Source organism: Ilumatobacter fluminis, from assembly GCF_004364865.1.
Lineage (GTDB): Bacteria > Actinomycetota > Acidimicrobiia > Acidimicrobiales > Ilumatobacteraceae > Ilumatobacter > Ilumatobacter fluminis.
Map to the genome: position 1 here is coordinate 2524477 of NZ_SOAU01000001.1, position 13616 is coordinate 2538092.

At 67.0% G+C, this 13616-nt stretch carries 10 protein-coding genes and 2 tRNA genes; 3 read left to right on the forward strand and 9 right to left on the reverse strand.

Going from position 1 to position 13616, the window contains the following annotated elements; genetic code table 11:
* Positions 1 to 234: 234 nt before the first annotated feature.
* The gene (locus BDK89_RS11505) at positions 235 to 1530 is read left to right on the forward strand and encodes a HEPN/Toprim-associated domain-containing protein (protein WP_133869078.1); all 1296 of its coding nucleotides are present in this window, start codon (positions 235 to 237) and stop codon (positions 1528 to 1530) included.
* Between the two features lie 81 nt (positions 1531 to 1611).
* Here the strand turns inward: BDK89_RS11505 and BDK89_RS11510 are convergent, their stop codons facing one another.
* The 7 genes from BDK89_RS11510 to dnaG form a co-directional block, all read right to left on the reverse strand.
* On the reverse strand, positions 1612 to 2508 hold the full coding sequence (locus BDK89_RS11510; protein ID WP_166657535.1) for a tyrosine-type recombinase/integrase: 897 nt from the start codon (positions 2506 to 2508) through the stop codon (positions 1612 to 1614).
* Positions 2509 to 2576: 68 nt separating this feature from the next.
* Positions 2577 to 2649, reverse strand: a tRNA-Ile gene (locus BDK89_RS11515).
* 41 nt (positions 2650 to 2690) lie between these two features.
* A tRNA-Asn gene (locus tag BDK89_RS11520) sits at positions 2691 to 2767 on the reverse strand.
* Positions 2758 to 3414: a helix-turn-helix domain-containing protein gene (locus BDK89_RS11525; protein WP_133869080.1), complete on the reverse strand. Its 657-nt coding sequence runs from the start codon at positions 3412 to 3414 to the stop codon at positions 2758 to 2760. The genes BDK89_RS11520 and BDK89_RS11525 overlap by 10 nt, the downstream gene beginning before the upstream one ends.
* A gap of 39 nt (positions 3415 to 3453) precedes the next feature.
* Entirely contained in the window at positions 3454 to 4794 is a 1341-nt protein-coding gene (locus BDK89_RS11530; RefSeq protein ID WP_133869081.1) for an oxygenase MpaB family protein, read from the reverse strand.
* A gap of 56 nt (positions 4795 to 4850) precedes the next feature.
* Positions 4851 to 6107: an RNA polymerase sigma factor RpoD gene (gene rpoD / locus BDK89_RS11535; RefSeq protein WP_133869082.1), complete on the reverse strand. Its 1257-nt coding sequence runs from the start codon at positions 6105 to 6107 to the stop codon at positions 4851 to 4853.
* Positions 6097 to 7854, reverse strand: a complete 1758-nt coding sequence (gene dnaG, locus BDK89_RS11540; protein ID WP_133869083.1) for a DNA primase — start codon at positions 7852 to 7854, stop codon at positions 6097 to 6099. The genes rpoD and dnaG overlap by 11 nt, the downstream gene beginning before the upstream one ends.
* Before the next feature lie 133 nt (positions 7855 to 7987).
* On the opposite strand from dnaG, the gene BDK89_RS11545 reads away from it, so the two are divergent.
* On the forward strand, positions 7988 to 8869 hold the full coding sequence (locus tag BDK89_RS11545) for a TIGR03620 family F420-dependent LLM class oxidoreductase (RefSeq protein ID WP_133869084.1): 882 nt from the start codon (positions 7988 to 7990) through the stop codon (positions 8867 to 8869).
* A gap of 59 nt (positions 8870 to 8928) precedes the next feature.
* Here BDK89_RS11545 and ppdK read toward each other — a convergent pair whose 3' ends face one another.
* Positions 8929 to 11586, reverse strand: coding sequence for a pyruvate, phosphate dikinase (gene ppdK, locus BDK89_RS11550; protein WP_133869085.1), 2658 nt, complete (start codon positions 11584 to 11586; stop codon positions 8929 to 8931).
* Between the two features lie 72 nt (positions 11587 to 11658).
* Between ppdK and BDK89_RS11555 the strand changes: the two genes are divergently transcribed.
* On the forward strand, positions 11659 to 12867 hold the full coding sequence (locus tag BDK89_RS11555) for a site-2 protease family protein (RefSeq protein ID WP_133869086.1): 1209 nt from the start codon (positions 11659 to 11661) through the stop codon (positions 12865 to 12867).
* A gap of 20 nt (positions 12868 to 12887) precedes the next feature.
* Here BDK89_RS11555 and ygfZ read toward each other — a convergent pair whose 3' ends face one another.
* Entirely contained in the window at positions 12888 to 13541 is a 654-nt protein-coding gene (gene ygfZ / locus BDK89_RS11560; protein WP_133869087.1) for a CAF17-like 4Fe-4S cluster assembly/insertion protein YgfZ, read from the reverse strand.
* Between the last annotated feature and the right edge of the window lie 75 nt (positions 13542 to 13616).

Genomic DNA, 13616 nt, shown 5'->3' on the forward strand with positions numbered 1-13616 from the left:
CGCACGCTTCGCCGTTTGTGGAGGAGCATGCTCTCGCCCCGGGCGCTCTTGATGCGGTTGCCCTTTCTCCATCACGCCGAACCTACTCGTGCAATCACAGATCGTGTCTCCTGGTCAGTTCCCGATTGCGGTGGACCTCGTGACATCTCGGACGCGCCCGGGACCAGCAACGCGCTTTGATCCGGACCAACAGATAAACTTCGGCTGAGCGCTCCCAACAGATACCTTTCGGTCGTGAGCAGCTATGCAACGACGTATCTTGCCGACGGCCGGCCGATTTGCTCGTTTCGAGACGGCGTCGACCAGCTCTTCTACACGCTCTTCATGCGTAGCGACTGGGTCGAGCTGCATGGTCAGGAGGCGTACGAACTCGCGCCGAAGTCGTTCGTCGACTTCGACCCTGAAGAAGCCGTCATCATTGGCTTCAGGGTGGCAGCAGGATCGCTGCGAGACCGGCTCGACGTCATGGGAGTCGACAGGGAGACGGTGCGATCCGAGCTCGAGGTCCTCCTCGAGGAGCAGACCGATCGGAAGTCGCACCTCGTCGAGTCGTTTGCGACTTCACCGGACGTCGTTGCGCAGATTGAGACGGACATCGGAGCTTGGGCCGCCGTCGACTCCGAGTCGTGGTTCGTTCAACTAGGCGAACGCATCCAAGCCGGAGACCACGTCGACCGACCTGGACAGCGCACCCCCGGTTCTGCTTCATGGCTGATGTCCCTGTGGGACTATCACGATCCGCGGTACCGCCTCCGCGCCGTATTGGAGGTACTGCCAGCAGACCTAGAGATCACTCTGGATCTCGCTGACCTTATCGAAGGCGGTTGGCTCGGGCCTGACGACGACCCGCGCACCGTTGCGAGCGACTTTGTCGCCTACGCCAGCCACGGCGGTCTCGATCCCATCGTGTTGACCGAAGGTCGATTCGATGCCGAGGTTCTCGCTGCGACATTGGAGTTGAGACGTCCCCATCTCGCCAGCTTCATACGCTTTCCCGACTTCAATCAGCGTCCCGAAGGCGGTGCGGCCGCCCTCCGCCAGACCATTCGCGCTTTCGCATCGGCGGGAATTCCGAACCGGGTCGTAGGTCTCTTCGACAACGACTCTGCGGCCCGGGATGCGATGCGCAGCATCTCGAACGACGCGCTTCCTCCCAATATCGTCACCACTCGTCTCCCACCGCTCGAACTGGCACGTCAGTACCCGACACGAGGCCCTCAAGGCGACCACGCAATGGACGTGAATGGGCTCGCAGTCTCGATTGAACTGTTCCTCGGGACTGACGTTCTCGCGGACTCGTCGGGTCTTCGTCCGGTCGAATGGGGCGGATATGTGAGCGGCGTCTCGAACTACCAAGGCGCGATCACTGACAAGGGCGCGGTGCAGGACGCGTTTCGGACGAAGGTCGCTAGCGCTCGGAACAACCCCGCCGTTATGGAGACCCAAGACTGGGCAGCACTCGACGAACTACTGGAACACCTGCTGTCTTCAATTCGCGGCCTGTCGATCTCGCAACGTCAGCATCCCTGACGTCCGACTCTCCGATCCGGCGGCGGCATCGACGACCGCGCGGGGACAGGAATCCGCACACGACGAGGACCCGGGTCGCGTTTACAGCCGTTCGTCCCGGAACAGATCGCGTGCGGCTTGCTGCGCGCGTTCGGACTGCGCCGATCGTCCGTACCGGGCGAGCATCTGCGGTGTCGACCATCCGGCGAGGACCATCAGGTTCTCGTCGGAGAGTCCTCGCGTCTTCGCGACGTGCGCGAACCGGTGCCGGAGTGCGTGCGGGTTAATCCGGTCGATCCCGGCGTCGACGCATCGACGCTCGAGCATCTGACGGAGACCGGAGTCGGTGAGCGGTCCTCGTTCACCGAGCCATAGCTCCGGGTACTTCGCAGACGGATGCCGGCGGCGTGCGCGGACGTAGCGGTCGAGTTGCTCAAGGGGTTGGAACATCAGCGGGACGACGCGGGTCCGTCCTCCCTTCCCGGTGACGGTGATCGTCTCGGCGCCCAGATGGGCGTCCGCGACGCGCATCCCGATCAGCTCCGAGGCGCGGATCCCGGTCGTTGCGAGGACCAGGACGATCGCGGTGTCCCGCGCCTGCTCGAACTTTCCGTGTCGACCATTGGACGCCTTCGCGTCGCTCCGACAGGCTTTGACGAGGGCGCGGACGTCTTCGTCGGACGGCATCGGCGGAGGCTGGTCGACGACCTTCGGCGGCGTCATCTTCCCCATCGGGTTCGGTCCGGCGAGCTCCTCTTCGTCTTCGAGCCATCGGTACAACTGGCGGAGGGATCGATATCTGCGGGCGACGGTCGCGTCCGAGAGTCCGCGGTCGCGACAGGCGACGAGGTAGCTCTCGACGTCTCGTCGGGTCGCTTCGACGAGGTCGGCGTCCAAATACTCGAGGTAGCCACGAGCGTCCGTTAGGTAGGCGGAGATCGTCGCGGGAGATCGTCCGGCGGCTCGGAGCGAGCGTGTCCAGGAGTCGAGGAGGTCCACGAGACTGAGCAGAGTTATCCGCTGTGGCTCCAGTGTGGCAATCCTTGATACCACAAAGCACCTGGTAGTAGGGCGGGTGGGGATCGAACCCACGACCCGGGGATTATGAGTCCCTTGCTCTGACCACTGAGCTACCGCCCCGAAAACGAAGAACAGGGTCCCACATGGGGACCCTGTCATCGTGGCTCCGGGGGTGGGGCTCGAACCCACGACCCTCTGATTAACAGTCAGATGCTACTGCCAGCTGAGCTACCCCGGATCGGCGACGGCAGAGCCTATCGCCGCGATCCGCGCCATCACACGCCGATGCAGACTTCTGCTGTAATACCGCAGCGTGAAGCAACCTGTCACGTGTCGGTGATGTCTCATCGTCTCGTCGACCTCCGCCCGGTAGGCCCGCTGGAACTGGGATCGCGGGATACTCGTGACCTCGCTCCAGAACACCTCGGCCGCGTCGATGTCGAGATCGGCATGCAGGTAGAGACGGCCCTTCAGACGCTTCTCGTCGATCTCGAACTCCTGCCGCAGCCACGTCAGGAAAGCGACCACGAGCACCGGATCGCTGTTGGCGAACACGATGCCACCCTCGTCGCTCTTGCCTCCCTCCCCTGCATAAAGCCCCAGTGCGTAGATGGCCCGGTCGCGAGCGGTGAGCGAACCGACCCACGCCGCTGCCTCGACCCGGCTCGCCTCGATCTCGGCCTCTCGCTTCAGGCGCATCGGATGCTTCGGGCCGGCGGGGTGGCCCCGGTTGCGGGGTCGGGGGTCGAACTCGACGTCTCGCACCCACACCGACACCGAGCTCTTCGACACGTCGAGTTCGGCGGCGATCTCCTGCAGCGTCCACGACGCGGCGCGCAGTTCACGAGCGCGCTGACGTTGTTCGACCTTGCCTCGATACCCCATGCCGCATGGTGCGCACGAGGGTGTGACGCAGTTGCGGCGTCAGGCTGCGGAGAGCTTGTACTGGTCGGCGTCGGTGACGAAGTCGGCGTGGCCGTAGCGGTCGAGCAGGGTGGCGATGCGTGCGTTGAGGCGACGGTCGATCCGGTCGCCGACCACCGGCGCCTTCAGACCGTAGGTGTAGAAGAGCGTCTTGGCGGTGATGGCCCCCAGCGCGGCGCCGGCGGCGACCTTCTCCCCCGTGCTGAACGTGATGCCGATCGACTCGGCCCGCTCCGCGTCGCCGCCGAGGAAGCTCTTGATCAGCACGAACCGGGAGAATCCGTTCTCGAGCCAGGCGTGCACCTTGCCCCGCACGGTCGACGTGTCGAACAGGTCGACCTCCATCGTCCCCCGCACCAGCGAGCCGCAGATCTCGTCGTCGTAGCCCTCGACCAGCGACACGTGACGGGCAGTCATCAGGTCGACGATCTCCTGCGGGGTCTCCCCCAACAGGTTCTCGGGCAGCCCGAGCAGGAAGCAGCGGTAGCGAGACAGCTCGACCCGCGCCCGCTCGGCGTCGGTGAACTCGGTCCGGCCCTTGCGCAGCACCTCGGCCGACATCAGGAACACGCCGATGAGGCCGGCGGGCATCTGGTCGACCTGCGGGATCGGGGTGCCGTACGTGGCGACGTCCCACTTCCCCGAGCTCAGCAGGTGGAACCGGACCATCGAATGCATCAGGCGAACCTTCGCCGCCGCTTCGAACCCCTTGCCGTCGCGACGCAGCGCGCCCGGCAACGTGGTCGCCGTGAAGAAGCTCGCCGTCTCGAACACCCGCTTCGCCGCGGCTTCGTCGGACAGGGTGCCCGTCATCGTCATCGGGAGCGCGGCGTACTTGTTGAGGAACGTCGCCAGGAACGCCCCGCGGATCGCGAACGGGGTCGCCGTGGCCATCCCGATCCGTTCGGCGGCGGCACCGCGTTCGACCAGCTCCATGTCGACCCAGTCGGGCGTCGCCTCCATGGCGCCGATCAGATCGCGCAACTCCTGCGGTGCGTCGTCGACCGCGTCGACGCCCTGTTCGCACGCCGTCTCGAGCATCTCGACCAACGTGCGGAAGCCGAACTCGGGGATGAGCGCCGCGTAGGCGTCGGCGAACCGGTCGCCGCGCATCGTCGCATCACGGATCAGGCGTTGCAGCTCGGGCTGCTCGAACACCCGCTCGACCGCCGCCCGGTGCGGCGCGAACCGCTCGTCGTCGACCGTCGCCTCGGCGTCGTATCGCTCCGGCACGATCGTGAAGTCGACGTTGCCGTACACGCCGGGGATCTCGTCGCGCTGGCGGACCACGTCGTCGGCGTAGACCCAGGCCTCCCGGTCGATCTGTGTGTCACTCCCCATGTCGTCCCTCCCGCCCGGATCATAGGGACTCGGCGCCACCCGATCGGTGGCGGACCTCACTCGGTCTCGAGGAATTCACGCAGGCGCTGGCTGCGCTGGGGGTGCCGGAGCTTGGCCAGCGTCTTGGCCTCGATCTGGCGGATGCGCTCACGGGTGACCCCGAACGCCTTGCCGACCTCTTCGAGTGTCTTGGCCTGCGAGCCGTCGAGGCCGAACCGCATCCGGACGATCTCCTGCTCGCGCTCGTTCAACTCGCCGAGCACCTGCTCGACGGCCTCGTGCAACATCGCCCGAGCGGCAGCATCGGCGGGACCGTCGACGTTGGCGTCCTCGATGAAATCGCCGAGGTTCGATTCGTCTTCCTCGCCCACGGGCGAGTCGAGCGACAACGGGTCGAGTGCGTACCGGAGCAGATCGCGGACCTTGTCGGGCTCCATCTGCATCTTGGCGGCCAACTCGTCGACCGTCGGTTCACGCTCGAGTTCCTGGTGCATCTGGCGGCGGGTCCGGGTGAGCCGGTTCATGTGCTCGACCATGTGCACCGGGATGCGGATCGTGCGCGCCTGGTCGGCGATCGCCCGGGTGATCGCCTGACGGATCCACCACGTGGCGTACGTGGAGAACTTGAAGCCCTTCGTGTAGTCGAACTTGTCGACGGCACGCATCAGGCCGAGGTTGCCCTCCTGGATCAGGTCGAGCAGCTGCATGCCACGACCTGAGTACCGCTTGGCGATCGACACGACCAGCCGGAGGTTGGCCTGAGTCAGCTCGCTCTTGGCACGTTCACCCCGGCTGACGGCACGCATCAGCAGCCGCTGCTCGGTGTCGTCGAGGCCACCCTCGTCGATCCGCTCGGCGGCCATGTGGCCCTCTTCGATGAGCTGGGCGAGACGCCGCTCGTCTTCGGTGGTGAGCAGGTCGACCTGGCCGATCTCGCGCAGGTACATCCTCACGGTGTCGGAGGTGCCGGTGTCGACGCGGGTCGTCCGCTTCTGGCCACGGCGGCGACGGCGGCGGGTGAGCAGGCGTTCGACGTCGTCCTCGTCGATCACGACGCTGCGGGTGCCACGAGGCGGTGTGTCGTCGTCGACCTCGTTGACGGTCTCGTCGACGCTGATCCCGGCGTCGGTGAGCGTGGCGGTGACGGTCTCGAGTCGGTCTTCGGTCAGTTCGACGTGGCGGAGCACGTGGGTGATCTCCTCGGCGTGCAGCTCACCGTGCTCGCGACCGCGTGCGACCAACTGCTTCCACTCCGTGTGACTCACCCCCTCGAAGGGAGGTGGCACCGGCGCATCGGTCGGTTCAGCCCCCATGCTCACGTGCCTCGCTGCGTCCTTCCAGCCAACCTAGCAACCAGCCGGCTGCCTCCAGGCTTCGTTCTTCCTCCCCGAGCGCCTCCATCCGGACGCGGGCCTCGGCGTCGAGTCGGATCAGTTCGGGATCGTCACTCGCCCGCCGCATCGACAACTCCCGTCGCACTGCGGCACGGATGAGGTTGACCGCCTCGATCTCTGCGTCGACCTCGAGGTCGACCACGGCCGCACGCTCGATCACGTCACGCGCTTCGGGATCGGCGATCTCGAGCGACTTGTCGACCTCTCCCCCGGCCTCGGCGACGGCGAGGAAGGCACGCCGGTAGACCTCGTCGGCGAACAGGGCCTCGACCAGCCACGGGGCGATGGCATCCCAGTCCTGGACCAGCAGCGTGATGGCGACGAACTCGCCGTTCTGACGCCGCTGCGCCCGTTGCTTCGGTTGCTGCACCCGCACCTGCGGCCGCCGCGTGCCACGCTCGGCCAGTCGCACCAGATCCTCGACCGGAAGTCCGACCCGAAGAGCAACCTCACCGGCGTACAGCTTGCGGATGTCCCGATTGGGATGCTCATTCACCACGGACATTGCCGACTCACCGAGTCGAGCAATCGCCTCCGGCGACTGCGGTACCTGCCCGTCGAGTACCCGACCGAGTCGGAACCCGAGGAACGGTTTCGCCTCGTCGACCGCCTTTGCCAACCCTTCCGGATCGGACTGAGCCATCTCGCCCGGGTCCTTTCCTCCGGGGAACGACGCCACCTTTACCTCGACCTGGTACTTCTCCTCCCACTCGTAGAAGCGTTCGGCCGCACCCTGGCCAGCATTGTCGGCGTCGAACGCGAGCACGATGTCGCTTCCGTAACGCTTGAGGAGCCGGACGTGCTCCTCGGTGAACGCGGTGCCACACGTGGCCACCGCACGGGGCATGCCTGCCTTATGGAACCCGATGACGTCGGTGTAGCCCTCGCACACGATCACTTGGCTCTGGTTCACGATGTCGCCCTTGGCCCAGTTGAGGCCGTACAGCGTCTTCGACTTCGTGTAGATCGGCGTCTCGCTCGAGTTCTTGTACTTCGCCGGATCGGACGACCCCGGCAGGATGCGGCCGCCGATGGCCACCGGCTCGTTGTTCTCCGTGAAGATCGGGAACAGCACCCGACCCCGGAACGCGTCCTGGAGCCGGTTGCGCCGGTTCGTGAACGCCAGTCCGTTGTCGATCAGCAACCGGGCATCGATCCCGGCCCCGTTGGCCAGCGCGTCCCAGTCGTCGGGCGCCCATCCGAGCTTGAACTGCCGGGCGATCTCCCCGCTGAGGCCACGACTGCGCAGATAGTCACGCGCCGCTCGCGCGTCGGGCGACGACAGCAGCCGTTCGTGGTACCAGTCGACGGCGGTCTGCATCGCCTCGACCAGCTTCTTGCGGCGGGCCCGCTCCTTCGACTGCGCACCCGAGGTGTAGTTGAGCTGGATCCCGGCACGGGCCGCCAGGTTCTCGACGGCCCCGACGAAGTCGACGTGCTCGATCTCCTGCACGAAGGTGAACACGTCGCCCGACTTGTCGCACCCGAAGCACCGGTACCGCCCGGTTTCCTCACGCACGTTGAACGACGGTGTCTTCTCGGCGTGGAACGGGCACAGGCCCACCCAGTTGCGGCCGGTGCGCTTGAGCTGCACGTGCTGGCCCACCACGTCGACGATCGACACCGTCGAGCGGATCCGCTCGATGTCGTCATCTGCGATGGCCATGCGCCGAATCTAACCAGCCGGTGTGCGACCCGTGCGCCGCGTTCGGGTCGGGCGATCGCCGGAAACGTCCACGCCGTCGCTCCCTCTGGCACCCGACCCGAGCGATCCCGCCTCGACCTGTCACGATCGGGGCATGATCGACATCGGACGAGTCGGACTCTGGACCGGCATCCTCGACGCCCACCCCACCAGCCGCACGCAGGAAGTCGCCGTCGAACTCGAGGCGATGGGGTGGCCGACCCTGTGGCGTCCCGAAACGTCGGGTCGCGACGCCTTCGTGTCGTGCGCCCACCTCCTCGACGCGACGACGACCCTCAACGTCGCCACCGGCATCGCCCAGATGCACGCACGACATGCCGTCACCACCCGCAACGGCCAGCGCACCCTGCACGAGGCGAGCGGGGGCCGCTTCCTGCTCGGCCTCGGCGTCAGCCACGGACCCTTCATCGAAGCCGTCCGCAAGGTCGAGTACTCGAAGCCGTACAGCGAGATGGTCGCCTACCTCGACCAGATGCTCCAGGCACCGTTCCACGCGGTCGGCGCCGACGACGAGCCGCCGACGGTGCTCGCCGCCCTCGGCCCCAAGATGCTGCAACTCGCCGCCGACCAGGTCCAGGGCGCTCACCCGTACTTCTCCCCCGTCGAGCACACGGCGTTCGCCCGGGAGACGATGGGCGACGGCCCGCTCCTCGCCCCCGAACAGATGGTCGTCATCGACGACGATCGGGCACGTGCCACCGAGACGGCGCTGCGCCACATGAAGCGCTACCTACAGCTCCCCAACTACACGAACAACCTCAAGCGGTTCGGATTCACCGACGACGACATCTCGACCCCGTCGGAGCGCCTCATCGACGCGATCGTCGTCCGTGGCTCGATCGACGACGTGGTCGCCCGTGTCGGCGAACATCACGACGCCGGCGCCGATCACGTCTGCATCCAGGTGCTGCGCCCCGACCTCGAGTTCCCGATGCAGGAGTGGCGCGACCTCGCCGACGCCTTCGCCCTCACCTGACACGCGAAACGGGTCGGGCGCCGTGCGGCGCCCGACCCGTTGCTGTAACCCCGGTCGGACTACTTCTGGCTGTCGCTGGCGCCGACGATCGCCTGCGCCGCGGCGAGGCGAGCGATCGGCACGCGGAACGGCGAGCAGCTCACGTAATCGAGACCTGCCTCGTAGAACAGCTCGATCGAGGCGGGGTCACCGCCATGCTCGCCGCACACGCCGAGCTTCAGGTCGGGCTTGGTCTTTCGACCACGCTCGGCACCGAGCTTCACCAGATCGCCGACGCCCGACTTGTCGATCGAGTCGAACGGGTTCTGCTTGAGCAGGCCCTGCTCGAGGTAGGCCGGCATCATGCGGCTCTCGACGTCGTCACGGCTGAAGCCGAAGGTCAGCTGCGTCAGGTCGTTCGTGCCGAAGCTGAAGAAGTCGGCCACCTCGGCGATCTCGTCGGCGCGCACGGCGGCGCGCGGCGTCTCGACCATCGTGCCGATCGTGATGTTCGGCTTGCGCTTCATGCCCTTCAGCGCCTCGTCGATCTCCTCCTGCACCCAGCTGCGTGCGAGCGCCAGCTCTTCGCGCGTGACCGTGAGCGGGATCATGATCTCGACGATCGGCTTCTTGCCGGCGTCGCGCAGCTTGGCGGCCGCATCGAGCAGTGCGCGCACCTGCATGGCGTAGAGGCCCGGCTTGATCACACCGAGGCGGACGCCGCGGGTACCGATCATCGGGTTGTGCTCCGACCAGTCTTCGGCGGCCTCGAGCATCTGCTGCTCCTTCTTGGAGAGCTTGCCCTTCTTGGCCATCTTGACCTTGAGCTCCTCGACGGAGGGGAGGAACTCGTGCAGCGGCGGGTCGAGCAGGCGGATCGTGACGGGCAGCCCGTCCATGGCCTCGAGGATCTCCTCGAAGTCGGCCTGCTGGGCCTCGCGCAGCTTCTCGAGTGCCTTCTCCTCCTGCTTCGGCGTGTTCGCGAGGATCATGTCGCGCACGATCGGCAGACGGTCGGGAGCGAGGAACATGTGCTCGGTGCGGCACAGGCCGATGCCCTCGGCGCCGAGCTCGCGGGCGTTGGCCGCGTCTTCGCCGGTGTCGGCGTTGGCGCGCACGGCCATCTTGCCCTTGCGGATGGTGTCGGCCCACTTGAGGATCGTCGTGAACTCGGCGGGCGGCTCGGAGCCGGCCATCTCGAGCTGGCCGAGCATGATTTCGCCGGTCGTGCCGTCGAGCGACAGCCAATCGCCCTTCTTCACGACGGTGTCGCCGACGGTGAACTGATCGCCCGAGATCTTGACGGCGTCGGCGCCGACCACGGCCGGGGTGCCCCAGCCGCGAGCGACCACGGCCGCGTGGCTGACCAGACCGCCGCGAGCGGTGAGGATGCCCTTCGAGGCCATCATGCCGTGCACGTCGTCGGGGCTGGTCTCGTTGCGGACCAGGACGACGTCCTCGCCCTTCTTCCAGGCGGCCTCGGCCTCGTCGGCGGTGAAGTACACGCGGCCGACGGCGGCACCCGGCGATGCGCCGAGGCCCTTCGTCAGCACGTCGCCCTTCTTGGCGAACTGCGGGTGCAGCACGGAGTCGAGGTGGTCCTCGGTCACGCGCATGACGGCTTCTTCGCGGCTGATCTTCCAACGGCCACCCTGACCGTCCTTGGTGCCCTTGGTCATGTCGACGGCCATCTTGAGCGCCGCGGCGCCCGTCCGCTTGCCGACGCGCGTCTGGAGCATCCAGAGCTTGCCCTGCTCGATCGTGAACTCGGTGTCGCACATGTCTTCGTAGTGCGTCTCGAGCCGCACGAAGATGTCGAGCAGCTCCTTGTAGATCTCGGGGAACGCCCGCTTCATGTCGTCGAGCGTCTCGGTGTTGCGGATACCCGCCACGACGTCTTCGCCCTGGGCGTTGATGAGGAAGTCGCCGTACGGCTTGTTCTCGCCGGTCGCCGCGTTGCGGGTGAAGCCGACGCCGGTCGCCGACATGTCGTCACGGTTGCCGAACACCATCGTCTGCACGTTCACCGCGGTGCCGAGCTCGTGGCTGATCTTCTCGCGGACGCGGTAGGCGATCGCACGCTGACCGTTCCACGACTTGAACACGGCCTCGATGGCGCCGGTCAGCTGCACGCTGGGGCGCTGCGGGAAGGGCTCGCCGGTGTGCTTCTTGACGGCCTTGAGGTACGTCTTGCAGAGACCCTTGAGGGTGTCGGCGTCGAGGTCGGCGTCGTTGGTGGTGCCGGCGGCTTCCTTGGCCGCTTCGAGCGGGTGCTCGAACACCTCGCCGGGGACGCCCATCACGATGCGGCCGTACATGGCGATGAAGCGACGGTACGAGTCGTAGGCGAAGCGCTCGTTGCCGGTCACGTGCGCCAGCCCCTCGACGCTCTCGTCGTTGAGGCCGAGGTTGAGGACGGTGTCCATCATGCCCGGCATCGAGAACTTGGCGCCCGAGCGCACCGACACCAGCAGCGGGTCGTGCGCGTCGCCGAGCTTGCGACCCATGGCCTTTTCGAGCTTGAACACGTGATTCGCGATCTCGTCGTCGAGGCCCTCCGGCCAGCCGCCGTGCATGTAGTCGCGACATGCGTCGGTCGAGACGGTGAATCCGGGCGGTACCGGCAACTCGAGCACCGTGGTCATCTCGGCGAGGTTCGCACCCTTGCCACCCAACAGATCCTTGTAGGTCATGGGGGACTTCCGGTGCTTATGATCGAAGCTGTAGACGTAAGGCATCGTGGTGCAGTCTACGAAACTTCTCAGCCGCTCCCCAGGGCCTCTTCCCCGATCGCCGTAGGCTTCGGTCCCATGGTCCGTCTGCTCGGTTTCGACGTTCACGTCCGGACCGGCTTCGTCGTCTTCCTCGCCCTGATCGTCTTCTTGTACCAGGACGCGTTCGGTGTCTGGCTCGCGGCCGGCATCGCCGTCTTCACGCTGCTCCACGAGTTCGGCCACGCGATCGCCGCCCGCCGCGCCGGCGCCAGCGCCGAGATCTCGCTCGACTTCCTGGCCGGGTACACCTCGTTCCGCGAATCGCCCGGCCGGCCGATCTCGCCCGGCATGCGTGCCGTCATCTCAGCCGCCGGACCGGCGGTCCACATCGGCACCAGCATGTTGGTGCTCGTGGCGATGGGTGTGAACCCGCTCTCGATCGACAGCGTCGGGCAGACCGACGCCACCGCCGCCATCTGGTGGGCGGGTCCGGCGATCGGCGCGATCAACCTGATCCCGGTCCTCCCCCTCGACGGCGGACACATCGTGCTGACCGGGGTCGAGAAGCTGACCGGCGACCGGGCCCTGCGCATCATGACGATCGCGAGCATCGCCCTCACCGGCGCGTTCGCCGTGTTCATGTTCTCGACCGGTCGACCCGGGTTCGCGATCTTCATCGCCTTCTTGCTGATCAGCCAGTTCCAGATCCTCCAGTCCGCCGGCTCGCGCACCGGCCGGAGAGCGGCACCCGGCCGTGCGGTCAACGCCGAGGCCCAGGCGTGGCAGACGGGCCACCCCGGCATCCTCGAACCGGGTCAGCGCATCTCCCCCTGGTTCGAGGCCCACCGAGCCCTCACCCAGGGCGACCAGGGCGGGGCGATGGGCGTCATGCTCGCCGACCTGCGCTCGCCCGCCCCGAAGAACTGGCTGCCGCCGTCGGCGGCCAACCCGAACCAGCTGCGCGCGGTCGTCGACGTGTTGCCGACCGACCTGCCCCACGCCAATGCATACAGCAGCAGAGTCATGGCCGAGGTGTTGCTCGCCATCGGCGACGTGCAACGAGCCGGCGCCTATGCCGCCGCCGCATACGGCGACCATCGCCAGTGGCCGCTGGCCATGGTGGTCGCACGGGCATCAGCAGCGATGGGCGACGACGACAACGCCGTCCGCTGGCTCGGCGCTGCGACCGAGTCGGCCGGACCCGAGAGCGCTGCCGTCGTCGGTCAGGTCATGGACCGGGCGCCCGAACTCATCCGGGTCCGGACCCGCCCCGAGTTCGCCTCACTCCGTGACCGAGTCGCCTGACGACCGGTCGGTCGACGGCGTCAGAACTGGACGACGTCGCCGAGGTCGCTCGAACGCTTGACCCAGCCGAGCGCCACCGTGCCGGACACGCTCGTCACCGTTCCGACCTCCTGGTCGCCGTCGACGATCGGATCGCCGGCCGACGTGCCCTCGGCGACGGTCAGGCGTCGGAGCGACTTGGGCGCCTCGGCGGCCCGGCTGTCCATCCGCTCGACGAGTTCCTGTCCGGGGTAGCACCCCTTCGTGAAGTCGACCGCGAGCTTGGTGAGACCGGTTCCGGCCGGGATCGTGTCGCCGGCGACGATCTCGGCACCCATGCGGGGCCACCCGATGGCGATGCGTGCCGCCTCGTCGGCCTCGGCGGCGCCGTCGGCGGCCTGCAGCGTGAGCGTGGCGTCGACGCGGATCTTGAACCGCTCGAGCCGTGCCAGCAGCTCGTCGCCGAATCCGGCATCGGTGTCGAGTTCGAACCGGGCGTCGTCGGCGCGGGTCAGCCGCGCGAGCACGTCGATCTTGCCGGTCGGTTGGAGCACGAACGTCCAACGCTGCTCCCCCACGTCCATGCCGGTGACGCTCTGACTCAGCTGTGAGTGCAGGTACGACTCGGCGTCGCCGCCTTCGACCACCACGACGTCGCGAGGCCCGAGTACCGACTCCAGTTCCGCTGCATCCATACCCACCAGTCTGCCGACGAACACAAGGGGTCAGGCACCTTCTGTTCGTCGAACCGACCGAGATGAGCGTCACCT